This is a genomic window from Bradyrhizobium sp. TM233 (assembly GCF_036247965.1).
In the GTDB taxonomy this organism is placed as follows: Bacteria; Pseudomonadota; Alphaproteobacteria; order Rhizobiales; family Xanthobacteraceae; genus Bradyrhizobium; species Bradyrhizobium ottawaense.
In genome coordinates this window covers 687,759-712,301 of the sequence record NZ_BTIG01000001.1, presented here as the reverse complement: position 1 = coordinate 712,301, position 24,543 = coordinate 687,759, and the positions used below count along the sequence as shown (strand labels likewise).

The following is a 24,543-nucleotide window of genomic DNA, read 5'->3' as shown; positions in this document are numbered from 1 at the left end:
GCTCTTACCCTCCCCTGGAGGGGGAGGGTAAGAGACGGCGACGATTGAAGCGGCCATCAATGCCCCGCAACCGGCTCCGGCACCGCATCATAAGTCGGCACGGCCTTGCCGCCGCCGCGATACACCGTCGAGGCTGCGATGATTCCGAGCAGTGCAGCGAGCATCAGCCAGAAGCCGGGCGAGGCATTGTCGCCGGTATGCTCGATCAGCAAGGTCGAGGCGAACGGCGTGAAGGTGCCGAACAGGGCGGCGGCGAGCGCGAAGGCGAGCGAGAAGCAGGTGGTGCGCACATGCGCCGGCACGATCTCGACCAGCGCGCCGAGCATGGTGCCGCTGTAGACGCCGAAATAGAACGAGAACATCATCTCGACCGCGAGCAGCTTGCCGAAGGTCGGCGCCGCCACCAGCCAGTGCAGCGCAGGGTAGGCCGTCACCAGTGACAGGCCGGCGATGGTGAGCAGCACAGGCTTGCGGCCGATGCGGTCGGACAATGCGCCGCCGACCGGGTTCCAGAAGAAGTTGGTCACGGCGACGAGCAGCGTCACCAGCAGCGCTTCCTGCGTCGACAGCTTCAGCACGGTCTTGCCGAAGGTCGGCGTGTAGACGGTGACGAAGTAGAACGTGGTCGTGGTCAGGATCGCGATCATCATGCCGAGGATGACGATGCGCCAGTTGGCGAGGGCGGAGGCGAACACCTCGCTGGCCGTCGGATGCTTCTTCATGGCGAGGAAGGCCGGCGTCTCCTCCAGCGTCCGCCGCAGGAAGAAGATCAGGGGAATGATCAGGCAGCCGACGAAGAAGGGAATGCGCCAGCCCCAGGCGGCGACGGTGTCGGCCGGCATCACCTCCGAGAGGATGTAGCCGAGGATCGAGGCCACGAAGATCGCGACCTGCTGGCTCGATGACTGGAACGAGGTGTAGAAGCCGCGATTGCCCGGCGTGGAGATCTCCGAGAGATAGACCGACACGCCGCCGAGCTCGACGCCGGCGGAGAAGCCCTGCAGCAAACGTCCGATCAGCACGATGATGGGCGCGGCGATGCCGATGGTCGCGTAGCTCGGGCAGAACGCGATGACGACGGTGCCGAAGGCCATGATGGCGAGCGTGACGATCAGGCCCTGGCGGCGGCCGATGCGGTCGATGTAGGCGCCGAGCACGATCGCGCCGACCGGCCGCATCAAGGCGCCGAGCCAGAACACGCCGAAGGTGTTGAGCAGCGATGCGGTCTCGTTGGAGGAGGGGAAGAACGCCTTGCCGATCGCGGCCGCATAGAAGCCGAACAGGAAGAAGTCGAACTGTTCGAGAAAATTGCCCGACGTGGCGCGCAGGATGGCGCCGATGCGCGATTTGAGTTCAGGCGGATTTGTTGCTGGTCCAACCATGGCGTTGCTCCCCTTCGAGACGTGGCCGGACCGGGAATCATTCACGGCAAGGCGACAGATTGATGCTGTGACAATCTGTCTCATCCCTTCCCGCGCAGGGCGCTGCGAGTCAATCGATTTTGCCGCGGAAGCTGATGATTTTTCAGGCTTTATTTTGCGTCGCAGCGAGCATCCATTGGCGGAATGCGGTCAGCTTCGGCGCTTCGCGGCGGCCCTCGGGGGCGACCAGGTAGAAGCCGGCGTCGGCCGGCAGCGCGATCTTGAAGGGGACCACGAGGCGGCCCTTGGCGATGTCGTCCTGGACGTAGGAGGTCCGTCCCATCGCCACGCCAATGCCGTCGATCGCGGCCTGGATGGTCATGAAGATCATGTCGAAGGTGATGCCGGGGTGCCTTGCGATGTCGGCCGGCAGGCCCGCCGCGGTCAGCCATAGCCGCCAATCGTCGCTGTTGGCGTTCGAGGTGTGCAGCAACGGATGGTTTCCCAGATCTTCGGGCCGGCGCAGCGGCTTGTCGCCGCGCAGCAGCGACGGACTGCACACCGGAAACAGCTCATCCGCCATCAGCCAGTCGGCGCGCAGGCCCGGCCATTGGCCGCGGCCATAGCGGATCGCGGCATCGACATTGTCGCGCTGGAAATCGACCAGGCTGGTCGAGGTGGTGATGCGGACATCGATGCCGGGATGCTGCTCCTGGAAATCGGCGAGGCGCGGCAGCAGCCATTTCGCGGCGAGCGAGGCCAGCGTCGAGACTGTCAACACCTTGTCGTCGTCCTTGCGCAGCAGCCGGTCGGTCGCAAGCCGGAGGTCGTTGAAGGCGGCGCGGACGCCGGGCAGGTAGTCGCGCGCTTCCGGCGTCAGCGCCAGCGCGCGGTTCTGCCGGATGAACAGGCGGATGCCGAGCTCCTCCTCGAGCCTGCGGATCTGATGGCTGATCGCGGTCTGCGTCACGTTCAGCTCGCTTGCCGCCAGCGTGAAGCTGAGATGGCGCGCGGCGGCTTCGAACGCCCGCAATCCGTTCAGGGACGGCAATCTGGCAGTCATTTGGCAGCAGGATACATGACGTTATTTCATGCGAAAAGGTACAAATTGTCGTTTGTCGCAGTGCACCAGGAAGCCGATATTAGCCGTCAGGTTAGCTCCAGGAGCTTAAAATGTCTACCTTGACCCACAATTCGATGACAAATCATCATGCGCCCGGCTTGATCCAGCAGATCGGCGAGACCCTTCATGTCTGGCACGAGCGCTATCGCAACAGGCGCGAGCTCACCCAATGGACCGCGCGTGATCTTCAGGACGTCGGACTGTCCTGGACCGACATTGCCTACGAGGCTGACAAACCCTTCTGGCGGGCCTGATTGGCCGCCAGGCCGGCGCCGCCTGACTGTGGGGGCGCCGGCGGTCCCTTTTGTGAAGGGCTCGTATCATGAGCACTCTCCGCCTCGAAGACCTCAAGCAATATTCGGACACGCTGCACACCCGCGATGGCACGGCGCTCAACGTCCGTTTCGTCGAGCCGCGCGACACCGACGAGCTGCAGCACTATTTCCGCTCGCTCTCGACCCGCTCCCGCTACAACCGCTTCTTCGGCGCCATCAGCGAGCTGCCGAACGGACTGCTGCACGACTTCCTTCAGATCGGCGAGCGCGAACGTTTCACCGTGGTCGCGACCATGATGATCGACGGCTTCGAGACCATCGTCGCCGAAGCGCGCTATGCGCTGCACGCCGAAACCGCGACGCTCGAATTCGGCCTGTCGGTCCATGATCGCTGGCAGGGCCACGGCATCGCCACCGCGTTGATGAAGAATCTCGAATGCCGCGCGGCTGCGCTCGGCGCCGAGCACATGTTCGGCGACACGCTGCGCTCCAACGAGACCATGGTCTCGCTCGCGCGCAAATCCGGTTTCGCCTTCGTCAATCATCCTGACGACTGGAAGCTGGTGCGCTTCGACAAGGAGATCGCGGTCGCGCCGAAAGACATTCCCTGCGCAAGCTGGCGCCTCGCCGCGCTTTCCCGTCAGGCCGAAAGCCCCTCAGCCTCGGTTTGACACCACTGCAAGCCCGGCTCTGGGTGAACCAGGGCCGGGCGCTTTTTTTTGTGCTCCGTAGCCTACTTCCCCGTGAATCCCGCTTTCCGCTTCTCGATGAACGCCTGCACCGCTTCCTTGTGATCGGCGGTCGTGGTGAGGCGCACCAGCCGTTCGGCCTCGTGGTCGCGCGCGGTTTCGAAGTCGAACAGCACGGCCTCGTCGAGATTGTCCTTCATGTAGCGCAGTGCCAGCCTCGGGCCTTCGGCGAGCGATTTGGCCAGCGCGAAGGCTTCGGCTTGCAGCTTGTCATCGGGCACGACGCGGTTGACGAGGCCGATCGCTTCGGCCCGCACGGCGTCGACCCGGTCGCCGGTGAACATCAGCTCGCGCGCCCGCGCGGTGCCGACGAGACGGGTGAGCAGCCAGGCGATGCCGTAATCACCGCTCAGCGCGATGCGGGCATAGCCGGTGGCGACGAAGGCCGATTGCGCGGCGATGCGGATGTCGCAGGCCATGGCGATGGCGAGTCCGGCGCCGACCGCGGGGCCGGGGAGCGCAGCGATGGTCGGCTTGCGCACCGACACCAGCGCGCCGGTGAGCAGCCGTTGCCGCTCCTGCAGATCGGCGATGCGATCTTCTAGCGGCATCTCGAGCTTTGCCTTGTCGCGATGCGTGCCCATGCCCTTGACGTTGCCGCCGGCGCAGAACGCTTCGCCCGCGCCGGTGATCAGCAGCGCGCCGACGCCGGGGTTCTCGCCGCAGTTGCGGATCATCGTGCGTAGCGCCGGGGTCAGCGCGTCCGACAGCGAATTGCGCGCGTCCGGTCGGTTCAGCGTGATGACAGCGACACGGTCGCGGATGACGCAGAGGAGTTCGTCGGTGCCGGTGTCGATGGTGGTTTCCGTGGTCATTGATCCTCCCTGTTCTTGTTTAGCTCTCGTAGGTGGGTTAGCTGAGCGGACTGCGCCTAGCGCAGACCGCTCAGCGTAACCCACCTCTTTTCAGACACGCGGTGAATAAAGAGGTGGGTTACGCCTTCGGCTGACCTACCCTACGGCACCTCGCCCTAGAACTTCTCGACCCAGGGCCGCAGCTCGAGCTCCCAGCTCCAGGCGCTGCGCGGCTGTTGCAACACGTTCCAATAGCTCTGGGCGATCGCGTCGGGATCGAGCATCGAATCCGGCTTGTCTTCGGCTTCCGTCCGCGCCGCGCTGCGGATGCCGCCGTCGATCACGAAATGCGCGACATGGATGCCTTGCGGCGACAATTCGCGCGCCAGGCTCTGCGCGAGGCCGCGCAGCGCGAACTTGCCCATCGCGAAGGAAGCCGACTGCGCGTAGCCCTTGACGCTGGCGGAGGCGCCGGTGAACAGGATCGCGCCGTGCTTGTTCGGCAGCATGCGCTTGGCCGCCTGCTGCGCCACCAGGAAGCCGCCATAGGCGCTGACCGCGATGGCTTGCGCGACGTCGGCCGGGACGAGGTCGACGAACGGGCCGCGGGTGCGGCCGCTGGCGTTGTAGACGACGAGGTCGGGCGTGCCGATCTCGCGCTCGACCAGGCCAAACAACCGCTCGACCTCGTCGGGTTCGGTCGCGTTGCAGGCATAGGCCTTGGCGCCGGTCTCGCTACAGAGCGCGCCCAGCTTCTCGATCTTGCGCGCGGCGAGCGCGACGCGAATGCCTTGCGCAGCGAACAAGCGCGCCAGCGAAGCGCTCAGGCCTTCGCCGGCGCCGACGATAAGGGCGATCTTGTATTTCGGATGTTCCATGGTGTGGTCTCTCGGAAGCAGGGAGCCCCTGATCTATGCATGGGCTGCGTGAACAACCAGCCGGCGCGATCACAATTCCGCAGAGCGAATTGCTCCTTCACGGCGATCATGCCGCCCTGACGATTTGCGGCTTTATCGCACTCCGCGACTGGAGCATGATCGACATCATCCCAAGCGGCAAGCGCTAAAGTGGCGCGGAATGTCCGCAAGGCGGAAACGAAGAGGACGATCATGCATAAGCCGGCCCCAGCGCAGCCAAGGAATGTCGCGGCCGAGCAGTCCGGCCTGCTGGCGCCTGACACCACAGGCATGAATTTCTACCGCGCCGATCCCGCTCTGACCGACCTGCTGCGTATCCATCTGCCGGAAAATCTGTTTCGTCACATCGAGCCGCATCTCGATCGCCTCGGCGAACTCGCCGGAGGCCGCCTCGACGACTGCGCGCGGCTCGCCGACCGTCATACGCCGGTGCTGCACCAGCGCGACAAGTTCGGCCGCGACGCGCAGTCGATCGAATATCACCCGGCCTATCGCGAACTGGAGAACGCAGCGTTCGGCGAGTTCGGCATCCATGCGCTCTCGATCCGCAAGGGCATCATGGGCTGGCCGGACAAATATCCTGTCGTCGCCAAGCACGCCTTCACGTTCCTTTTCAACCAGACCGAATTCGGCATGGGCTGCCCGATCAACGTCACCGACGGTTGCGCAAAGCTGCTGGCGAATTTCGGCAGCGAGGCGCTGAAGGCGAAATATCTCGACGGCCTGACCCAGACCGACATGAGCAAGCTGACGCAAGGCGGCCAGTTCATGACCGAGAAGGAGGGCGGCTCCGACGTCGGCACGCTGACCACGCGCGCGGTGCAGGAGGGCGACCATTGGCGCCTCACCGGCGAAAAATGGTTCTGCTCGAATGCCGACGCTGAGGTCGTGATGCTGCTGGCGCGTCCCGAAGGCGCCGGCCCCGGCACGCGCGGCGTCGGCCTGTTCTTGATGCCGCGCTTCCTCGACGACGGCGCGCAGAACCACTACCGGATCGTCCGTCTGAAGGACAAGCTCGGCACGCGCTCGATGGCCTCGGGCGAGATCAAGCTCGAAGGCGCGATCGCCTATGCCGTTGGTAAGCTCGACCGCGGCTTCGTGCAGATGGCCGAGATGGTGAATTCGTCGCGGCTCTCCAACGGCGTCAAATCCACCGCGCTGATGCGCCGCGCCTATCATGATGCGATGACGGTCGCGACAAACCGCGTCGTGTTCGGCCAGCGCATCATCGACCTGCCGCTCGGCCGGCGCCAGATGCTGAAGATCATGCTGCCGGTCGAGCAGGCGCTGTCGATGAGCTTCCTGACTGCGGACGCGCTCGACCGCGCCGAGGCCGGCAGCCAGGATGCGGCGGCATTGTTGCGGATCCTGACGCCGACCCTGAAATTCCGCGCCACCCGCGATGCGCGAAAAGTCTGCGGCGATGCGCTCGAGATGCGCGGCGGCATCGGCTACATCGAGGAATTCGCGACGCCGCGCCTGCTGCGCGATGCGCATCTCGGTTCGGTCTGGGAAGGCACCGGCAATATCGTCGCGATCGATGCGCTCAGGCGCGCAGTCGGCCGCCATGGCGCGGAATCCGCGCTCGCGGCCGATCTGCATGCGCGGCTCGACGACAGCGCTTCCGTGCCGCAGGCCTGGCGCGACAATCTGCGCGGCTTCGTCGATCGTGCCGTCGGCTTTGCGCGCGAGGTTGCGGCGACATCCGAGAACGAGGCCGATGCGCGCCGCGCCACCAGCCTGCTCTATCATGTCGCCAGCGCGGTCGCGCTCGCCTGGGAAGCGCACCGTATCCACGAGATGCGCGGCGATGCGCGCCGGCTGTTGTTGTCGCGGCTGGTAATCGACCATCGGGTGTCACCGAGCGATCCGTTCCGGCTCACGGAAAATGCCACGCAGGCCAGGATCGCCGCGCTGCTGCTCGGCGACAGCTCAGCCGGCATGAGCGTGGTTGGCGAACTGGTTCTGGCAGCGTAGGCTGCACGCCACGATCAAACCAAGAAACGCGACAGGGAGTGCTCGATGAAGGCCGCCGTGCTCTATGAAGTCAACCAGCCGCTCGTCATCGAGGACGTCAGCCTGCCGAAGCCGGGCCCGCGCGAAGTCCTGATCCGCACCACGGTCGCCGGGCTCTGTCACTCCGACCTGCATTTCATGGAAGGGCTCTACCCGCATCCGCTGCCCGCGGTGCTCGGGCACGAGTCAGCCGGCGTGGTCGAGCAGGTCGGCTCCGATGTCACTTACGTCAAGCCGGGTGACCACGTCGTCACGTGCCTGTCGGTGTTCTGCGGCACCTGCGACAACTGCACCACGGGCCGCACGGTGCTCTGCACCGACACTACCGTGAAGCTGCTGCCGGGCGCCTCGAACCGGATGCAGTGGTCGAAGCCTGAGAAGCTGCACCAGTTCCTCAATCTGTCGTCCTTTGCAGAACAGATGCTGGTGCACGAGAACGCCATCGTCAAAATCCGGAAAGAGATGCCGCTCGATCTCGCCGCGCTGATCGGCTGCGGCGTCATCACCGGCTATGGTGCGGTGGTGAATACGGCGAAGGTGACGGCCGGCGAGACCGTGGCGGTGATCGGCTGCGGCGGCGTCGGCATGGCCGCCATCAACGGCGCGCAGATCGCAGGCGCCGGCCGCATCATCGCGATCGACACCAATCCGGCAAAACTCCAGCTCGCCACCAAGCTGGGTGCGACCGACATCATCAACCCCGCCGACGGCGACGTCGTGAAGCAGGTGCGCGATCTCACCAATGGCGGCGTGCATCATTCCTTCGAGGTGCTGGGCCGCAAGGAGACCGCCGAGCAGGCCTTCGGCATGCTCGCCTCCGGCGGCACCGCCACCATCGTCGGCATGATTCCGTTCGGCCAGAAGATCGAGCTGCACGGTTTTGATTTCCTGCGCGAGCGCCGGATCCAGGGCTCCTCGATGGGCTCGAACCATTTTCGCGTCGACATGCCGCGCCTGGTCGACTTCTACCTGCGGGGACGACTGCATCTGGAGGACTGGATCTCGGCGAAACTGAAGCTGTCCGAGATCAACGAGGGTTTTGCCAACATGAAAGCCGGTAAGACGCTGCGCAGCGTGATCGTATTCGACAGCTAGCACACTCAAGTCAACGCGATGCGTCCGGACCATCGGCCGAGACGCAACGCGTCTCCCTTACGAGCAGCAGCGTCATGGCCGTGGCAAGACCCGCGACGAGCATATACGCGAGGGATGCGTTGAAGCCCGCACCCGCGAACAGCAAATATGAGAACAGTCCCGCCGTCGACGCGGAGAAGCCAAGCCAGGCAAACCTCGAAAAGCGGAATCCTCGTTCGCCATGGCGGAGATCGAGCACGAGGTAGAACACGAGAAGGGTGTTGCAGAGCGCCGCCGGCAGCAGACCCATGACGATCCCGCTCTCGAATGCGAGGTAGGATAACACGCCATCGACCTGGGCGATCACCGCGAACGGCAGATAGCGCAGATTGAGGCAGGCCAGGGCGATGGACGCAAGTTCGAACGCATAGAAATAGCGCTCGTGCATCTTCGGGAGCAAGTACGGCATGAGAATGAGCGATACACACGCAACGAGCAGAATGAACTCCGGCCCCGTTCGCCTGGATTGTGCGATGAAGATCGATAGCGCAAGCCCGCTCGCCGCCGCGAGCACGAGGCCGGCGGCGACCCCGACCGCGTACGGGGTTCCCCCAGCGAACACCCAGAGGTTCGCTGCATTCATCGTGAGGTGATGAAAGGTGTGAGCCTGGTCGAGATAGACCCCGAGCACGGAGACCAGGGATCTGCCGGCGATGAGGACCGGAATGGCGAGGACCGCATAGGCTCCCGGAATAGCGGCAAGCCATGCCACGTGGATCTTGCGGCGCAGGATCATGCCCAGCACGAACGGCCCCAGGAAGACGCCCTGGGCCTTCACCGAGCAGGCCACTGCGAATGGCAAGACGCCGTTTCGGTCCCGCATGAACATCGCCACGGAGATCAGCGCGAAGAAGGTCCAGATCGAATCGGCCTGTCCCCACATTGCGCCGTTGAAGAGCACCGTCGGCGCAAGCCACACCGCGCAGAAGGCCAGGGACGCGCGCAACGGCACGCCTGTAACGCGCCAGACCATCCGGGCCACAACGATCGCGCAGCCGAACTCGAATATTGCCGAGATCGTCTTCACGAGGGAGAGTGGCTGGCCCAGCCAATCAAATCGGGCGGCGGTCAGCAGGAGGTAGCTGTAGAACGGCGTGTAGTTGGTGAAAGCCTTGGCCAGCCCGGCAATGCCGTGATCTCGCGCGAAGGTATACCAGGTGATGTACTCTGCGGCGTCGGCGGTCGCGTGTTCCCGCGCGAGGTAACGGAGCACAAGGCCAATGAGCCCGCACCCCACCGCTACGGCAATCGGAGTGCGCCATCTCTCGGGCAGCGTCTCGTCTCGATTGACGCGATGATAGGGGTCGTGGAGCACGCCTATCTCGATTGTGTCTTTTATCACGCCATCACTCTTGCTGGATTTGAGCGGTAGCCTTCGCCAGGCTCAAAAGTACTCCGGGCTTCGCAACGCGTCTTCGCGACATCCTCTCTGAGGGGGCTCCCGCGACTTGCAATGTCTACGGGCGAACGATTGCCAGCTGGATAAATGTCAGATCAGCGGTTTGCCCATTGCTCGGGAAAAGATTGTTTGGTTAGCGATTGATTTATAGGCAGTAAGCAATCCAGGAATGTCTCCTCGGTGGCAGTCTGGATTGCTTCGTCGCAAGGGCTCCTCGCAATGACGGTGAACACTAATCGTCGAACATCTTCGGCGGTGTGAACCCGCCGAACTCACGCTCGATCAGCTCGGCGAGCCTGAGCGGCGTGCGGTCTTCGAGGAAAGGGCCGATGATCTGGACGCCGACCGGCAGGCCATCCTTCGACAGACCGAGCGGAACGGCGGTGGCCGGCAAGCCCGTCAGCGTGGCGATGCCGGGCCAGGCAAGCTGGTCCGGATAGACATGGTCCTTGCCGTCGATATTGATCCGGCGCTTCTCCTGCTCTGGCGAATGATCATGCGGATAGGCGGGGGTCGGCATGATCGGGCAGATCACCGCATCGAATGTCCTGAACAAGTGCCGCCACTGCGCGCGCAGCCCGGCGCGCGCGCCTTCGTCGAACACCCAGGCCTGATGGCTGGAGGTCATGCCGCGCAGCCGCTCGGCCGCGAGGCTCTTGTCGTCGGGTGAGAGCTGCGCCGCGCCGGCACGTGCGCCGGCGAGAATATCCGGCGGAAAGAACGCGCCGAGAAAGCCCATCAACATGCGCATGTAGAGGCGCGAGGCTTCCTTGAAGTCCGGAAACAGCGGGCTTTCGCGCGCGACGCTCGCGCCGGCGCTCGTCAATCGCCCGGCCAGCGTCTCGATCGCGCCGCGAATGTCGGAATTCGCAGGCAGCAACGGATGGCTGTCGACCACGAGCAGGCGGAAATCCTTCAGCCTGTCGTGGCGTGCGTCCGGCAGCGCCAGCTTGTATCCGATGCCGAGGTCGAGTGGATCGGGACCGGCCATCACGTCCAGCAGCAGCGTCAGATCGGCTGCACTCCGGGCCATCGGGCCGATCACCGCCATATCGCGTTCCATCGGAATCGCCGGAAATGGCGGCGGCGTATGGCCGCGCGTCGGACAGAGATTGTAGGTCGGCTTGTGCGCATAGACGCCGCAATGGAATGCCGGCACGCGCAGCGAGCCGCCGATGTCGGATCCGAGCGAGAGCGGTCCGTAGCCGGCCGCAAGCGCTGCCGACGAGCCGCCCGATGAGCCGCCGGGCGTGCGGCCGAGATCGTATGGATTGTTCGTCGTGCCGTAGATGTCGTTGTAGCTCTGCCAGTCCCCCAGGCCGACGGGAACGTTGGTCTTGCCGAGAATGACGCCGCCGGCGTTCTTCACCCGGGAGATCGACAGCGCGTCCTCCGTCGGCTTGAAATCCTTCTGCGGCGTCCAGCCCCAGGTTGTGGGCAGGCCCGCGATGTTGAAGGATTCTTTCACCGTCACCGGAATTCCGAGCAGCGGTTTTCTTTCGCCGCGCGCCAGTGCCACATCCGCCTCGCGTGCCGCACTGCGGGCGCGGTCAAAATCCCGCACGCAGATCGCGTTGATCTTGCCGTCGTGACGCTCGACGCGGTCGATGGCATCCTGTGTAAGCTCGACCGCGGAGACCTTCTTGGCGGTCAGTGCGGCCGACAGTTCGACCGCGCTCTTGAAACTCCATTCCGATCTGGCCACGGCGCTTCTCCTGCTCTTGTTGTCGGAGGATGATGCGCAGTTTGCCCGAAGGCTGCAACGGCTGTTTGATCGCGATTGATGCGCCGGCGGCACAGAATGGACGAAATCAGGAATTCGCTGTCATCGCCCGGCTTGACCGGGCGATCCAGTATTCCAGAGAAAGTTGTGATTGAGCCGATGGGCCGCGGCGTACTGGATGCCCCGGTCAAGCCGGGGCATGACAGCGAGGGTGAGGCTTAATTTAGGCCGCCCCGATCAATATCCCTACCGCGAGCACGATCGCGCCGCCGAGCACGATCTGGAACACCGCCTGGAGGAACGGCGTGTCCATATAGCGCGCGCGAATGAAGGCGATCGCCCACAACTCGAAGAACACGACGACGCCGGCGATCGCGGTCGCGATCCAGAACGCATTGGCCCAGCCGTCGGGCACGAGATAGGGCAAGGTGTGGCCGAGGCCGCCGAGCGTCGTCATCGCCCCGCAGGTGAGACCGCGCAGCCATGGCGAGCCGCGCCCGGTCAGCGAACCGTCGTCGGACAGCGCTTCCGCAAAGCCCATGCTGATGCCCGCGCCGATCGAGGCGGCAAGACCGACGAGGAACGTCTGCCAGTTCTGGTGGGTCGCGAAGGCCGCGGCAAACAGCGGCGCCAGCGTCGAGACCGAGCCGTCCATCAGGCCGGCAAGGCCCGGCTGCACATATTGCAGCACGAACATGCGGCGGTTGGTGCGGTCCTCCTCGGCGCGGACATCGGAATTCAGGATCTCGCCCGTCAGCTTTGCGGCAGTCTCCTCGTGACCTTTCTCGGCTTCGGCGAGATCGCCGAGCAGCCGGCGCACGCCGACGTCCTGGGCCTGTTCGGCGGCCTTCACGTAGAAGCGCTCCGCCTGCATCTCCATGGTCTCGACTTCCCTGCGGATGGCGTCGAGCGACAGGTTCTTGGTCAGCCAGACCGGGCGGCGGCGCAGGAATCCCTTGACGTCCTCGCGCCGGATCGGCGGCAGATGCTTGCCGAAGCGCTGCTCGTATAATTCCAGCAACATGTGCCGGTGGCCGCGTTCTTCCTCGGCCATCTCCTCGAAGATCTTCGCCGTGTCCGGGTAACGCTCGCGGAGGTCCTCAGCGAAGGTCATGTAGATGCGGCTGTCCTCCTCCTCGGAGGAGATCGCGACCGCAAGCACCTCGCGCTCGGTTAGATCGGCAAAATTCTTCACGACGGCCCTGAATGGAGTTTAGAACTATTCTAAATTATATAGGACGCCGTGGTTCCCGGGTCAAATCAGGCCGCGTGGACCGTGGCCAGGAAGTCCAACACCAATCGGCTGACCTCGGCCGGCTGCTCCTGCTGCACCCAATGGCCGGCGCCATCGACCAGATGGCAGCCGAGCATCTTCGTGCAGCCGCGTCCCTGCATCGCTTCGAACACGCCGGGGCGCTGATAGGTGCCCCAATCCTGCTTGCCCGAGATGAAGCAGGAGGGCACGTCGATGCTGCGTCCCGCAAACAGCTGCATCTCGCTGTTGAGGGCGCCGGTCGTGCCGTAGCGGTACCATTGCAGCCCGCCCTGGAATCCGGTGCGGCCATATTCGGCGGCGTAATAGGCAAGCTCGCGATCCGGCAGCCATTGATTGGCGGCAATCGCGGCGCGCGAAGGCATCTCCTTGGCGACGGTCTCCGCCATGGTCTCGTTCAGATCCATCACGTAATAGGTTGGCAGCTTTGCGAGCTCGTCCGCCGACCACGACGCCAACGGATAAGGCTTGTTGTCGGTCCAGTCCGCGCTCTTGTGATGATAATAGGCGCGCAGGAAATCATGCACGCCCTGCGGCGCGTGCTGCATGTCGGCATTGGCCGGGCGTGTCGCATAGTACCATTGATAATGTTTGCGCGGCCGCGGCAGCGCGGCGAGCTCGCGATGCACGGGGTCCTCCACCGCAGGCTTTGCCGGAGCATCGACCGTGCCAAACGGCAGCGCCGGCGGCCCGCCGAACGGCGCGCTCATCAACGTCACCGAACGAAACACGTCGGGCCGGATCAGCGCGCACCAGGCCGCGACCGGGCTGCCGAAATCATGCCCGGCCAGATCGACTTGCCTGTAGCCGAACGCCGACACCAGGGCGAGCGCGTCGCGCACGAGATTGGGGAGCGAGAACGGCGCAAGGTCGCCGTCGTAATCCGCAGTCCATCCCGTCGTGCGGCCATAGCCACGCTGGTCCGGCGCGATCACGTGATAGCCGGCCGCGGCCAGCGTCGGCATGATTTTGCGCCAGGAGAAGGCGAGCTCGGGAAAGCCGTGCAGCAAGAGGAGGCATGGCCGCCCCGTGGTCTCGAAGCCAGCCTCCAGCACATGCATGCGCAAGCCGTTGATGCCGTCGACATAACGCGAGCGGATTCCGGCGGGCAGGGGGATGTCAGGGAGTGCGGTCATCGTGTCTCTCCACTCGGGTGGAATCGTAGGGCGGGCAAAGGCGCGCATCGCGCGCCGTGCCCACCAATCTCCCGCAACAGCCAGGCATCGTGGGCACGCTTCGCTTTGCCCACCCTACGGGTGCGGTGTCTTGGTCACACCGCCGCGCAAACAAACGCATTGCCCTTGCGCCGGATCTTCCCCACCGAGGGCGACGGGAAATGCGCGGTGCAGCACAGCGTGTCGGTGTCGCAATAGCGCTCCAGGAAGCTGCGCCGCGTTTTCGCTGCCGCGGCTGGATCGACGTCGAACTTGATCGACAGCTCCGGATAGAGCGTCTGCAGCGGCGAGTGCATGAGATCGCCGGAGAACACGGCATCGTCCTTGCCGCGGCCCATCGTGACGGCGATATGCCCCGGCGTATGGCCCGGCGTCGGCAGGATGCGGACGTGATCGCCGATCTCATGATCGTTGCCGACGAGCTCGTGGCGTCCGGCCTCAACCACCGGCAGCACGCTGTCGGCGAAGGGGGCGACCTGCGCCTTCGCGTTCTGCTCGGTCCAGTGGTCGAATTCCTGCCTCGCGAAGACGTAGCGCGCCTTGGGGAAGGTCGGCACCCAGCGGCCGTTCTCCAGCCGCGTGTTCCAGCCGACGTGATCGACGTGCAGATGCGTGCACATCACGAAGTCGATGTCCTCGACCGCAAATCCGGCGGCGTTGAGCGCGCGCAGATAAGTATCGTCGGTCTTCATGTTCCATTTCGGTCGCGGCCGCGGCTTGTCGTTGCCGATGCAGCTGTCGACCAGGATGGTGTGATGCGGCGTCTTCACCACATAGGACTGGAAGCACAGGAGCAACACATCCTGCTCGTCCAGCGCCTTGGCTTGCCGCATCCATGCCCGGTTCTCGGCCAGCACGTCCGGCGTCAGTCCCGGCAGCATCTCCAGCGCCGGGATGAACGAGGTCTCCTGCTCGATGATTCGATGGATGGTGAGATCGCCGACCGAGAACTTCAGGCTCATGAGAACTCCGGTTGTACAGCATGATCCGGAAAAGTGTGCAGCGGTTTTCCGACAGGATCATGCTCCGACAATCAAGCTAAAGCGCGATGACGATCATCCCGCTTTAGCTGGCCGGCGGCACCGAGATCTTCACGGAGGGGCGCTCCAGCATCTTCTGATGGAAGGCGTCCAGCTTCGGATAGGCCTTGCGCCAGCCGCAATCGGCGAAGCGGAAGTCGGCATAGCCGAGCACGCAGACGAGGCCGATCTGCGAGATGTCGAACGGGCCGTTCAGCACCTCAGGCATGTTCTCGAACCGCGCCATGCCGGTCCACGCCCTGTTCCAATGGTCGTCCGACCAGGCCTGCCATTGCAGGCCCTGCGGCCGCACCATCTTCTCGTAGCGGCACAGCAGCATGGAATCGAGCATGCCGTTGATCAGGGAATGATTGGTCTTGGCCTTCCAGCGCCGGGTGCCGTAATCGGGGATCAGGCTGCCGCCGGCGATCTCGTTGAGATATTCGACGATGACGTAGGAATCCAAAATGACGTCGCCGTCATTGGTGATCAGCACCGGCAGCTTCTTCAGCGGCGTGATCTTCGAATAGTCCTCGTTGGCCGTGCCCGGCGCGACGCTTGCGGGCACGAGCTCGATCTTGTCGATCAGCCCGAGCTCGATCGCGGCGATGCGCACCTTGCGGGCGAAGGGCGAGGCGGGGGAGAAGGTGAGTTTCATGGGGACCATCCCTGCAATCGATCTTGTGCGAACGGTGTCTCCTGAGTCATGGCCGGGCTTGACCCGGCCATCCACGCGTTTCCACGCGGTCAGACTGTGAGACGTGGATGCCCGGGACATCTTGCGCGAAGACGCGCTTCTGCCCGGGCACGACGATGGAGCGTGATGCGCCTGCGGCTTACGCCGCCACGATCTCCTGGCGCTGCTCGCCGAGGCCCTCGATGCCGAGGCTGACGACGTCGCCGACATTGAGGAAGGTCGGCGGCTTCATGCCAAGGCCGACGCCGGGCGGGGTGCCTGTCGTGATGACGTCGCCGGGCAGCAGCGTCATGAACTGCGAGACATAGGAGATGCACTTGGCCATGGAGAAGATCATGGTCTTGGTCGAGCCGGTCTGGCGGCGCTGGCCGTTGACGTCCAGCCACATCGACAGGTTCTGCACGTCCTTGATCTCGTCCTTGGTTGCAAGCCACGGTCCGAGCGGGCCGAACGTGTCGTGCGACTTGCCCTTGGTCCACTGTCCCAGGCGCTCGATCTGGAAGGCGCGCTCGGAGACGTCGTTGCAGACGCAATAGCCGGCGACGTAGTTCAGCGCGTCGGCTTCCGAGACATATTTCGCACGGGTGCCGATGATCGCGGCGATCTCGACCTCCCAGTCGAGCTTGGTCGAGCCGCGCGGCTTTTCGACCGCATCGTTCGGGCCTGACAGCGACGTGTTGGCCTTCATGAAGATGATCGGCTCGCTCGGGATATCGGCGCCGGTCTCCTTGGCATGGTCGGAGTAGTTGAGGCCGATCGCGACGAATTTCGAGATGCCGGTGACGGGCGCGCCGAACCGCGGCTTGCCGGAGACCGCGGGGAGCGAGGCGGGGTCGAGGCCTGCCAGCTTCTTCAGGCTCTCGGGCGAATAGGCTTCGCCGGTGAGGTCCTTCAGATGCGCCGACAGGTCGCGCAACTGGCCGGATTTGTCGATCAGGCCGGGCTTTTCCGCACCCTTCTCGCCATAACGAACAAGCTTCATTCTCGTTTCTCCCTGGGAATGGACCGATCGGTTAAACAGCTTCATGGAACAGGGCGAGGGGAAATTCAACCGCCGAAAAGCAGTGCATTGCAGCCCTCTGGATTCGATGGGCGGACGGCGCTCTCGTGTCCCGGACGCGGCGCGGCATGAAATGACGCGACGCAGAGCCGGGACCCAGATAGATGGGCCCCGGCTTAGCAGCGCATCACTTCGTGCTGCGCAGCATCCGGGGCACGAGACCTAGGCCAGCGCCACAAACCTGAACGCCTCTCCATCCCGCCTGATATGCCCGGCCGAGAAATGGCCGCCGATCACCAGCGTCGGCGTGTCGGCAAAGCGGCCGAACAATTCGCGCCGTGTCTTTGCGGATTGGCTCTGGTCGGAATCCGCGGTCGAGGACCAGTCGAGATGTGCCATCTGGCAGGGGTGATGGGCGACGTCACCCGTGAGCAGGCCCTGTTCGCCGTCCGATCGGATGAGAATGCTCATATGGCCGGGACTGTGGCCGGGGGTCGGGATCATGCTGATCTCCTCGCACAGCTGGTGATCGCTCGGGATCAGATCGGCCCGGCCGGCGTCGACGATCGGCTGCACGGAATCCTCGAACACGGCCCGCTTGTCCGGCTCGGTCGAATGTTCCCGCCAATGCTCGTATTCGGTCTTGCCGAAGACATAGCGTGCCTTGGCAAAGGTCGGCACCCATTGGCCGTCGACCAGCTTCGTGTTCCAGCCGACATGATCGACATGAAGATGCGTGCACAGCACCGTGTCGATGCTGTCGGGCGCAAAGCCCGCTGCCATCATCGTCGCCAGGAACGGCGTGGTGCGGTTGTTCCAGGTCGGAACATTGCGGCCCTGTTTGTCGTTGCCGAGGCCGGTGTCGATAACGATGCGGCGCGACGGCGTCTCCACCACCAGCGAATGGATCGACATTTTCAGCCGGCCCTCTTCGGTGGCGAAATGCGGGATCAGCCAGGGCAGCTTCTGGATCTCTGCGTTGCTCGCGAGCGGCAGGATGAAGCGGGTCGAGCCGACCGTCTCCAGCTCCACAATCTTGGTGATTTTGACCTGGCCGACCTTCCACTGCATCCGCCGCCTTCCCATGTTTTTGCCTTGATGTCGAAAGATGCGCCGTTTCCGTCATCGAGCGCAATGGATCATCTGACGCTGTGCGGCGTTATCGCGGGAACCGGAGGAGGAGCTATGCCAGAGCTTGCAATATCCGCGGAGAAGGTCGCCTTCATCATCGAGAAGGCGCGTGAATTCGACGTCAAGGAGGGGGATTCCGATCCGGATTCCGGCTCGAACCCGACCGATGACGATGCGGTCGACGTCCTCGAGGATGACGGCTCCGATCCTGTCGTCCAAGAGCTCGGCAGCTTCATGATCGCCTTGAACGAGGACGAGCAGCTTGATCTCGTCGCACTGACCTGGCTCGGTCGCGGCGACGGCACCATCGATGACTGGGACGATTTGCGCGCCCGCGCGGTGGAGGCGCGGACAGAATATCGCAGCCCGCGCCGCGAAACCGTGCATTACCTGCTCGGCGAGCCGATGCTGGGCGATCTGCTCGCAGGCGGGCTCGACGAATTCGGCATCGACTGGACCGACGAGCGCACGACGGCCGATTCGTCCGCTCCGAGTCAGCAGGACGAAGACGAGCCGACGAAGCAGCGGTGATCCTGCAAAGCGCTCTCTCCCCGCAGGACGGGGAGAGAGCGAAGGGACGTCAGAGCGTCCCCGGGAACGCGCCGCCATCGAGCAGGATATTCTGCCCGGTGATGAAGCCGGCCTTGGCGCCGCACAGGAAGGCGCAGGCATAGCCGAACTCGTCGGGCTGGCCGAAGCGGCCGGCGGGATTGAGCTTGGCGCGCTCGGTCAGGATCTGTTCGGCCGAGACGCCGCGCTTGTCGGCCTCGGCCTTTGCGGTGCCGGTCAGCCGGTCGGTCTCGAACGGACCCGGCAGCAGGCCGTTGATGGTGACGTTGTTGATCACCGTCTTGCGCGACAGGCCGGCGATGAAGCCGGTGAGACCGGCGCGCGCGCCGTTGGAGAGGCCGAGGATGTCGATCGGCGCCTTCACCGCGGCCGAGGTGATGTTGACGATGCGGCCGAACTTGCGCGCCATCATGCCGTCCACGGTCGCCTTGATCAGCTCGATCGGCGTCAGCATGTTGGCGTCGATCGCCTTGATCCAGTCGTCGCGGGTCCAGTTGCGGAAATCGCCGGGCGGCGGGCCGCCGGCGTTGTTGATCAGGATGTCGGGCTCGGGGCAGGCCTTCAGTACGGCTTCGCGGCCGGCCGGCGTCGTGATGTCGCCGACGATCTCGGTGACCTTCACGCTCGGATAGGCTTTCCGGATCTCGTCCGCCGTCTTCTTCAGAGCTTCCGCGCCGCGCGCGGTCAGCGTGACGTCAACGCCGGCGTCAGCCAGCGAGATGGCGCAGGCGCGGCCGAGGCCCTTGCTGGATGCGCAGACGATGGCGCGGCGACCTTTGATCCCAAGATCCACTGTTTCACTCCCGTAATGTCAGGCAGGTTTGGATGGCGGTCACCTTAGCCAACATCGGCGCTGCTGGTAAGGCATGGGCTCGCATCAAAATGCATGCGCCTCGCTGCTAGCGATGCAAATGCGCCAGATCAGATGCGCCGCTCCTGCTTGAGGCGGTCGATCGCGGAGGCCGCTTCAGGCGGCAGCGACTTGAAGCCCATCTGGCCCGCCGTCGAGAACAACGGCCGCAGATGCGAGCCGGCGAGAAACGGCGGCTGCTTGTTGGCCGGCACGATCTGGTCGAACACCAGGACCAGGGTGGTGGCGACGAGACCGACCCTGACGGCGCCGAGCGCGGCGCCGCCGAGCCGGTCGCCGATGCCGGCGTTGCGGATCGTGTCGTTCAGCGCCAGGCGGCCGATATAGCCGAACAGCATTCCGACCACCACGAAGATGCCGAACAGCCAGATCCAGTTCTGCAGCAATGGCGCATTCGGGTTGCCGGCGATTTGCGGCGCGATCAGCGGCATCAGCGCAACCGCGATCGGCGCAGCGAGGAGATAGGCGAGGATGGTCATGGCGCTGCGGAGCAGGCCGGTCCTGAAGCCGAAGCCGATCGCGATGGCGAGCGCGGCATAGACGGCGAGATCGAAATTGTTCATGAGCAAAACCCAGCCTCGATGGAACGAATGAACGCCGGACCGATCATTTCGGTTTCAGATCGCTAAAATCGTCTGTATTTTTCTTGGCTCCAGGGGCTGGGGGTTGTGTCCAATATTCATGCTTATTCGAGGTCGGTAAAGAAAATATCTCAGGCGTCGTCCCGGCGAACGCCGAGACCCATACCGCGTGATCTATCGATGAGCGCAGGAGACAATACCGCGCAACGACCAATCTTCGCCAAACCATTTCCTGTGGCTATGGGTCCCGGCGTTCGCCGGGACGACGACGTGGAGATAGCGTCGCCTAACTCGCCCGCATCTCCGCCCTGATCATATCCGCCGCCTTCTCCCCGATCATGATGGTCGGCGCGTTGGTGTTGCCGCCGATCAGCGTCGGCATGATCGAGGCGTCGACGACGCGCAAGGCCTCGACGCCGCGCACCTTCAGTGCCGGATCGACCACGGCAAGCGCATCCGTCCCCATCTTGCAGGTGCCGACGGGGTGATAGACCGTGTCGACGCGACTACGCAGAATGTTGCGGATGTCGTCGTCGGTTCGCACGTCGGACGTGAACATGTCCTTCTTCTGCAGCGCGCGCATCGCGGGCGTCTCCATCAGCCGCCGCGTGGTCTTGAAGCCCGCGACCATCGTCTCGAGATCCTCTTCCTCGCCGAGAAAGTTCGGATCGATCATGGGTGCCGCAAGCGGATCGGCGCTCTTCAGCCAGACGCTGCCGCGGCTCTTCGGCCGCAGCAGGCAGACGTGACATGAGAAGCCTGCCTCCTTGTGCTTCTTGCGGCCGTGGTCGTCGAGCATCGCGATGATGAAGTGAAGCTGAATGTCGGGCACGTCGAGATGTGCCTGCGTTTTCAGGAAGCCGCCGCATTCGGCGAAATTGGTGGTCATCAGGCCGCGTCGTTCGCGGCGATAGCGCTGGATGGCGCGGAGCAGGGACGGCAGCCGGCCGAGCGAGGCGTGAACGAAGTGCGGGTAGTCGGAGGCGTAGACGAACACGAAATCCGGGTGGTCCTGCAGATTGCGCCCGACGCCGGGCAGATGATGCACGACGCCAATGCCGTGCTTGCCGAGCGCATCTGCATCGCCGATGCCCGACAACATCAGCAATTGCGGTGACTGGAAGGCGCCGCCGGCAAGGATCACCTCGCGGCGCGCGCGCAGCTGCTTCGTCTGCTTGCCCTGGACATATTCGATGCCGACTGCGCGCCCGCCTTCGAACAGGATTTTCGTGGCGTGTGCCCCCGTCTCGACGCGCAGATTGGCGCGCTTGTCGATGTGGGGATGCAGATAGGCGCGCGCCGCGCTCCAGCGTTCGCCATTGTGCTGCGTCACCTGATAGCTGCCGAGCCCTTCGTGATCCTCGCCATTGAAGTCCTCGCGAATGCGGAACTGCGCCTCGCGTGCGGCCTGATGGAAGACATCATGGATCGGATTGTCCGAGCGCAGCCGGTTGACATGCAGCGGGCCGCCCTTGCCGTGATACTCGCCGTCGAAATCGGAATTGTTCTCGGAAGCCTTGAAATACGGCAGCACGTCCGCATACGACCAGCCGGCATTGCCGAGCGAAGCCCAGTGGTCGTAGTCCCATTTGTGGCCGCGGATGTAGACCATGGCGTTGATCGCCGAGGAGCCGCCAAGACCCTTGCCGCGCGGCTGATAGCCGATGCGGCCGTTCAATCCCTTCTGCGGCACGGTATCGAAGCCCCAGTTGGCGGTTTGGTAGGGCAGAGCAAGCCCGAACGGCGTGGTGATGCGCCAATTGTCGTTCCGTCCGCCCGCATCGAGCAGCGCAACAGATGTCGCCGCATCCTCCGACAGCCTTCCTGCAACCGCGCAGCCGCCGGAGCCCGCGCCCACGACGACGAAATCGAACGTGTCAGTCACTGATGTTTCCCCCATTTCCTTCGTCATTCCGGGGCGCGCCCCTTGGCGCGAGCCCGGAATCCATAACCCCGACTGGTGGATATGGATTCCGGGCTCGACGCTTCGCGTCGCCCCGGAATGACGAGCAACTACGACATGAACCGCATCAACTTCTCCAGCCGCGCGATCTTGCCGCCATAGGGCGGATAGAGGTCGGCGAGGCGGTTGAACTTGGAGCGATAGAACACCGGCTTCAGCTTGCTGAACGTGCGAAAGCCCCATTCGCCGTGATAGGCGCCGGTGCCGGATGCGCCGACGCCGCCCATCGGCTGGTTGATTTGTGTGAAGTGAAACAGGCAGTCGTTGATCGTGACGCCGCCGGAGATGGTGCGCGCCAGCACCTCGTCGCGCGCGGCACCGTCCTTGCCGAACCAGTACAGCGCCAGCGGCCGGTCGCGATGGTTGATGAAGGCGATGGCCTCAGTGGGATCGCGATAGCCGAGAACGGGGAGCACGGGGCCAAAAATCTCCTCCTGCATCGCCGCCATCGCTTCGGTCGCCCCGACGATCAGCGTCGGCGGGAATTTCCGGTGCGCCTTCCAGTTCGGATCGTCCGCCTTCGCCGGCTGCAGGATCTTTGCGCCGCGCTGCGCCGCATCCGCGACGAGGCTTTCGAGCCGGGCGTAATGCCGGTCCGAGATGATCGACGTATAGTCCTTGTTTGAAGGATCGGTGCCGAACATCCGCCGCATCTGGGCGCGGACCTTCTCGGCGAAGGCCTGCAACGAGCGCTCCGGCACCAGCACATAGTCCGGTGCGATGCAGGTCTGCCCGGCATTGAGCAGCTTGCCGTAGGCGATGCGCTCGGCCGCTTCATCGAGGTCGGCCGAGGCGTCGATGATCGCAGGCGACTTGCCGCCGAGCTCGAGGGTAACCGGCGTCAGGTTACGCCCCGCGGCCTCCGCGACCAGCCGCCCGACCCGGGTCGAGCCGGTGAACACGAGGTGATCGAACGGCAGGCGCGCAAAGCCTTGCGCGATCTCGCCCTCGATACCGGTGACGTGCAGCTCGGTCGCATCGAACCTCTGCCCGATGGTCTCCTTCAGCAGGCCTGCGAAATGCGGCGTGAGCTCGCTCGGCTTGATCAGGACACGGTTGCCGGCGGCGAGCGCGCCGATCGCGGGCGCGAGCGTGAGCTGGAGCGGATAATTCCAGGGCGCGATGATGCCGACCACGCCGAGCGGCTGCGGCAGCAGCCGGTTGCGCGCGGGCAGGAATTGCAGCGCGGTGGCGACGCGCTGCGGCGCCATCCAGCTCTTGAGATGTTTTGTGGCATGCCGGATCTCGGAGAACAGCAGCATGGTCTCGGCGATGGTGGTCTCGACCGCGGAGCGGTGGCCGAAATCGGCCGAGATCGCCTGCCGGAAGCGCTCCTCGTTGTCGGCGACCACCGCGCGCAGCCGCGCCAGCCGGTCGAGCCGCTCGGCAAGGCCGGCCGGCGGCTCGTCCCGCGACCGCGCGACCATGGCGTGGAAGGCCTCCTCCAGCGCTCCGACCGGGGCGCTCGTCAGGGATTTGTCCACGGGCGTTCCTCCCTCAAGGGCGCGTGTCAGCCTTAATCTTGTTGCCGCAAGCTGGCCCTTTGTGGAACTTCTGGCAAGAGCGCGCGGAACGCAGCCGAAATCGGTCGCTTCCGCTGTCATAAAGTCGAAAAAAACGTTCCCGCGGCCCTTTCCAAAGGCAGCTCGGGTTGGTACATACGCCCCGCACCCGAGGGCTTTGCCCGGGGTTGCCTTCCAAGGAAGCCTTTGGGACGGACGAGAAAAGCCACGCGAACAGCGCCGGCCTCAACCGACCGTCCCCGGGATCCAACTGAAGGCAAAGCAAGTGTTTAACGCGGGGTGGAGCAGCCCGGTAGCTCGTCAGGCTCATAACCTGAAGGTCATAGGTTCAAATCCTATCCCCGCAACCAAATTCGGATTTTACCGGATCCGATACGAAAATGGCCCGCATCGCGCGGGCCATTTTTGTTTTGGGGCTGGTCGGTGACGGGCCTCACGCCGTGGCGGGAAGACGTGCAGCTGCAGGCGCGTTCTGTGCCTTTCCGAGGGATCGTCAAGGCCGGCGAAGGCTGGCTCCGCACCTGCCGTTTCAATTGATGGCCGCCGCCACGGCGAGGACGGCCGTGTTGTTTTGCCAAGCCGTTCGCGGAAATCTGCGCATCAGGGACGTGCGTATACCGAGCTCTCGCACAACGGCACTCGGGGAAATTCTCACGCTGTGCAGCATTGGCTGTCGTCGCAGGCATCGATGGCGGCGGGTTGCAATTGTGGAACCTCGAGGCTAAACCTGTAATTGCGACGGGCTGCTGGGGTTGCGTGCCCTCGCCCTGACGACAGCCCTGAAGGGGACGGGGGACAATACTCTCATTTGCTTTGGCCGCGCTGCCCGCGCTTCGGCGCCGCACAAGTCCTTGTGTGAAGACGCTGGGCACTGCTGCCTCCAATGATTTCTCGAAGTCCAATCCCTCGAAGGGCCATCCGTCCGCAGTCAGGGAGAGCGCAGCTCGACGTACCCGAATGTCATAACTGCAAAAAGGACCAATCATTGTGAAGTCTCTCGCCATATCGGTTCTCGCGCTTACTGCCATTTTCACCGTTTCAGCTTCGGCCAAGGACGCCCTTCAAGCCACGCGTGACTGCATGGTCGCGCACGGTGCCGTTCGCAATCCGGACGGCTCGGTCCGCCTCAACATTCCCCGCAAGGAGGCTTTGGCCGTCCGCGACAAGTGCCGGAAGCAATCAGGCTACAAGGGCACCGACTAATCAACGCGTGCGACGCGCGTCTGTCTCGGGCAGGCACGCATCCGCA

Annotated in this window: 23 protein-coding genes and 1 tRNA gene; 8 read left to right on the top strand and 16 right to left on the bottom strand. The window is 64.2% G+C overall.

Annotated features, from left to right (window positions below; genetic code table 11):
- Positions 1-56: 56 nt before the first annotated feature.
- Together AABA86_RS03380 and AABA86_RS03375 are read right to left on the bottom strand one after the other, a co-directional pair.
- Positions 57-1,382 carry an MFS transporter gene (locus AABA86_RS03380; RefSeq protein WP_338305725.1) on the bottom strand — a complete coding sequence of 442 codons (1,326 nt, stop codon included), beginning with the start codon at positions 1,380-1,382 and terminating at the stop codon, positions 57-59.
- A gap of 142 nt (positions 1,383-1,524) precedes the next feature.
- A complete protein-coding gene (locus AABA86_RS03375) occupies positions 1,525-2,424 on the bottom strand; it encodes a transcriptional regulator GcvA (protein ID WP_338305724.1) in 900 nt (299 codons plus the stop codon).
- A 110-nt stretch (positions 2,425-2,534) separates the two neighbouring features.
- On the opposite strand from AABA86_RS03375, the gene AABA86_RS03370 reads away from it, so the two are divergent.
- The gene (locus tag AABA86_RS03370) at positions 2,535-2,738 is read left to right on the top strand and encodes a DUF1127 domain-containing protein (RefSeq protein WP_028140646.1); all 204 of its coding nucleotides are present in this window, start codon (positions 2,535-2,537) and stop codon (positions 2,736-2,738) included.
- 68 nt (positions 2,739-2,806) lie between these two features.
- Complete coding sequence (locus AABA86_RS03365; protein WP_338305722.1) at positions 2,807-3,430, top strand: GNAT family N-acetyltransferase; 624 nt, start codon at positions 2,807-2,809, stop codon at positions 3,428-3,430.
- Between the two features lie 62 nt (positions 3,431-3,492).
- Here the strand turns inward: AABA86_RS03365 and AABA86_RS03360 are convergent, their stop codons facing one another.
- Together AABA86_RS03360 and AABA86_RS03355 are read right to left on the bottom strand one after the other, a co-directional pair.
- On the bottom strand, positions 3,493-4,323 hold the full coding sequence (locus tag AABA86_RS03360) for an enoyl-CoA hydratase (RefSeq protein ID WP_338305721.1): 831 nt from the start codon (positions 4,321-4,323) through the stop codon (positions 3,493-3,495).
- A 155-nt stretch (positions 4,324-4,478) separates the two neighbouring features.
- Positions 4,479-5,180, bottom strand: coding sequence for an SDR family oxidoreductase (locus AABA86_RS03355; RefSeq protein ID WP_338305719.1), 702 nt, complete (start codon positions 5,178-5,180; stop codon positions 4,479-4,481).
- Between the two features lie 35 nt (positions 5,181-5,215).
- Here AABA86_RS03355 and AABA86_RS03350 point away from each other — a divergent pair, with 35 nt between their 5' ends.
- From AABA86_RS03350 to AABA86_RS03340, 3 genes are read left to right on the top strand one after another with little or no spacing between them, the layout of a single operon-like run.
- Positions 5,216-5,368, top strand: coding sequence for a hypothetical protein (locus tag AABA86_RS03350; RefSeq protein ID WP_212245784.1), 153 nt, complete (start codon positions 5,216-5,218; stop codon positions 5,366-5,368).
- 43 nt (positions 5,369-5,411) lie between these two features.
- Positions 5,412-7,196, top strand: coding sequence for an acyl-CoA dehydrogenase family protein (locus AABA86_RS03345; RefSeq protein WP_212245782.1), 1,785 nt, complete (start codon positions 5,412-5,414; stop codon positions 7,194-7,196).
- 45 nt (positions 7,197-7,241) lie between these two features.
- A complete protein-coding gene (locus AABA86_RS03340; RefSeq protein ID WP_028140641.1) occupies positions 7,242-8,330 on the top strand; it encodes a Zn-dependent alcohol dehydrogenase in 1,089 nt (362 codons plus the stop codon).
- Between the two features lie 10 nt (positions 8,331-8,340).
- Here the strand turns inward: AABA86_RS03340 and AABA86_RS03335 are convergent, their stop codons facing one another.
- The 8 genes from AABA86_RS03335 to AABA86_RS03300 all read right to left on the bottom strand — a co-directional run bounded on the left by AABA86_RS03335 (position 8,341) and on the right by AABA86_RS03300 (position 17,726).
- Positions 8,341-9,684 (bottom strand): hypothetical protein, encoded by a 1,344-nt coding sequence (locus tag AABA86_RS03335; RefSeq protein ID WP_338305718.1) that lies wholly within the window; start codon positions 9,682-9,684, stop codon positions 8,341-8,343.
- A 316-nt stretch (positions 9,685-10,000) separates the two neighbouring features.
- Complete coding sequence (locus tag AABA86_RS03330; protein WP_338305717.1) at positions 10,001-11,473, bottom strand: amidase; 1,473 nt, start codon at positions 11,471-11,473, stop codon at positions 10,001-10,003.
- A 241-nt stretch (positions 11,474-11,714) separates the two neighbouring features.
- The gene (gene mbfA, locus AABA86_RS03325; RefSeq protein WP_338305716.1) at positions 11,715-12,686 is read right to left on the bottom strand and encodes an iron exporter MbfA; all 972 of its coding nucleotides are present in this window, start codon (positions 12,684-12,686) and stop codon (positions 11,715-11,717) included.
- 65 nt (positions 12,687-12,751) lie between these two features.
- A complete protein-coding gene (locus tag AABA86_RS03320; RefSeq protein ID WP_338305715.1) occupies positions 12,752-13,900 on the bottom strand; it encodes an alpha/beta hydrolase in 1,149 nt (382 codons plus the stop codon).
- A gap of 134 nt (positions 13,901-14,034) precedes the next feature.
- Positions 14,035-14,901 carry an MBL fold metallo-hydrolase gene (locus AABA86_RS03315; RefSeq protein WP_338305714.1) on the bottom strand — a complete coding sequence of 289 codons (867 nt, stop codon included), beginning with the start codon at positions 14,899-14,901 and terminating at the stop codon, positions 14,035-14,037.
- A gap of 103 nt (positions 14,902-15,004) precedes the next feature.
- Complete coding sequence (locus tag AABA86_RS03310) at positions 15,005-15,616, bottom strand: glutathione S-transferase family protein (RefSeq protein WP_338305713.1); 612 nt, start codon at positions 15,614-15,616, stop codon at positions 15,005-15,007.
- A gap of 178 nt (positions 15,617-15,794) precedes the next feature.
- Positions 15,795-16,637, bottom strand: coding sequence for a fumarylacetoacetate hydrolase family protein (locus AABA86_RS03305; protein ID WP_212245773.1), 843 nt, complete (start codon positions 16,635-16,637; stop codon positions 15,795-15,797).
- A gap of 240 nt (positions 16,638-16,877) precedes the next feature.
- Complete coding sequence (locus AABA86_RS03300; protein WP_338305712.1) at positions 16,878-17,726, bottom strand: MBL fold metallo-hydrolase; 849 nt, start codon at positions 17,724-17,726, stop codon at positions 16,878-16,880.
- Between the two features lie 114 nt (positions 17,727-17,840).
- Here AABA86_RS03300 and AABA86_RS03295 point away from each other — a divergent pair, with 114 nt between their 5' ends.
- Positions 17,841-18,317, top strand: coding sequence for a DUF3775 domain-containing protein (locus tag AABA86_RS03295; protein ID WP_028140632.1), 477 nt, complete (start codon positions 17,841-17,843; stop codon positions 18,315-18,317).
- A gap of 49 nt (positions 18,318-18,366) precedes the next feature.
- Here the strand turns inward: AABA86_RS03295 and AABA86_RS03290 are convergent, their stop codons facing one another.
- From AABA86_RS03290 to AABA86_RS03275, 4 genes are all read right to left on the bottom strand, one after another.
- Complete coding sequence (locus tag AABA86_RS03290) at positions 18,367-19,149, bottom strand: SDR family oxidoreductase (protein WP_212245763.1); 783 nt, start codon at positions 19,147-19,149, stop codon at positions 18,367-18,369.
- A gap of 128 nt (positions 19,150-19,277) precedes the next feature.
- Positions 19,278-19,790, bottom strand: a complete 513-nt coding sequence (locus AABA86_RS03285) for a CvpA family protein (protein WP_212245761.1) — start codon at positions 19,788-19,790, stop codon at positions 19,278-19,280.
- A gap of 304 nt (positions 19,791-20,094) precedes the next feature.
- Positions 20,095-21,693, bottom strand: coding sequence for a GMC family oxidoreductase (locus AABA86_RS03280; protein ID WP_338305711.1), 1,599 nt, complete (start codon positions 21,691-21,693; stop codon positions 20,095-20,097).
- A 128-nt stretch (positions 21,694-21,821) separates the two neighbouring features.
- Positions 21,822-23,198 (bottom strand): coniferyl aldehyde dehydrogenase, encoded by a 1,377-nt coding sequence (locus AABA86_RS03275; protein WP_445083448.1) that lies wholly within the window; start codon positions 23,196-23,198, stop codon positions 21,822-21,824.
- A 369-nt stretch (positions 23,199-23,567) separates the two neighbouring features.
- Between AABA86_RS03275 and AABA86_RS03270 the strand changes: the two genes are divergently transcribed.
- Both AABA86_RS03270 and AABA86_RS03265 read left to right on the top strand, forming a co-directional pair.
- Positions 23,568-23,644, top strand: a tRNA-Met gene (locus AABA86_RS03270).
- A gap of 637 nt (positions 23,645-24,281) precedes the next feature.
- Positions 24,282-24,497, top strand: coding sequence for a hypothetical protein (locus AABA86_RS03265; RefSeq protein WP_143278659.1), 216 nt, complete (start codon positions 24,282-24,284; stop codon positions 24,495-24,497).
- Positions 24,498-24,543: the final 46 nt, after the last annotated feature.

Excerpts from the sequence above, each read along its gene's own strand:
- AABA86_RS03315 (WP_338305714.1), bottom strand. The coding sequence starts at position 14,901 with ATGAGCCTGAAGTTCTCGGTCGGCGATCTCACCATCCATCGAATCATC.
- AABA86_RS03360 (WP_338305721.1), bottom strand. The coding sequence starts at position 4,323 with ATGACCACGGAAACCACCATCGACACCGGCACCGACGAACTCCTCTGC.
- AABA86_RS03340 (WP_028140641.1), top strand. The coding sequence starts at position 7,242 with ATGAAGGCCGCCGTGCTCTATGAAGTCAACCAGCCGCTCGTCATCGAG.
- AABA86_RS03375 (WP_338305724.1), bottom strand. The coding sequence starts at position 2,424 with ATGACTGCCAGATTGCCGTCCCTGAACGGATTGCGGGCGTTCGAAGCC.
- AABA86_RS03285 (WP_212245761.1), bottom strand. The coding sequence starts at position 19,790 with ATGAACAATTTCGATCTCGCCGTCTATGCCGCGCTCGCCATCGCGATC.
- AABA86_RS03310 (WP_338305713.1), bottom strand. The coding sequence starts at position 15,616 with ATGAAACTCACCTTCTCCCCCGCCTCGCCCTTCGCCCGCAAGGTGCGC.
- AABA86_RS03370 (WP_028140646.1), top strand. The coding sequence starts at position 2,535 with ATGTCTACCTTGACCCACAATTCGATGACAAATCATCATGCGCCCGGC.
- AABA86_RS03365 (WP_338305722.1), top strand. The coding sequence starts at position 2,807 with ATGAGCACTCTCCGCCTCGAAGACCTCAAGCAATATTCGGACACGCTG.
- AABA86_RS03380 (WP_338305725.1), bottom strand. The coding sequence starts at position 1,382 with ATGGTTGGACCAGCAACAAATCCGCCTGAACTCAAATCGCGCATCGGC.
- AABA86_RS03295 (WP_028140632.1), top strand. The coding sequence starts at position 17,841 with ATGCCAGAGCTTGCAATATCCGCGGAGAAGGTCGCCTTCATCATCGAG.
- AABA86_RS03275 (WP_445083448.1), bottom strand. The coding sequence starts at position 23,198 with ATGGTCGCGCGGTCGCGGGACGAGCCGCCGGCCGGCCTTGCCGAGCGG.
- AABA86_RS03320 (WP_338305715.1), bottom strand. The coding sequence starts at position 13,900 with ATGACCGCACTCCCTGACATCCCCCTGCCCGCCGGAATCCGCTCGCGT.
- AABA86_RS03305 (WP_212245773.1), bottom strand. The coding sequence starts at position 16,637 with ATGAAGCTTGTTCGTTATGGCGAGAAGGGTGCGGAAAAGCCCGGCCTG.
- AABA86_RS03355 (WP_338305719.1), bottom strand. The coding sequence starts at position 5,180 with ATGGAACATCCGAAATACAAGATCGCCCTTATCGTCGGCGCCGGCGAA.
- AABA86_RS03345 (WP_212245782.1), top strand. The coding sequence starts at position 5,412 with ATGCATAAGCCGGCCCCAGCGCAGCCAAGGAATGTCGCGGCCGAGCAG.
- AABA86_RS03350 (WP_212245784.1), top strand. The coding sequence starts at position 5,216 with ATGCATGGGCTGCGTGAACAACCAGCCGGCGCGATCACAATTCCGCAG.
- AABA86_RS03300 (WP_338305712.1), bottom strand. The coding sequence starts at position 17,726 with ATGCAGTGGAAGGTCGGCCAGGTCAAAATCACCAAGATTGTGGAGCTG.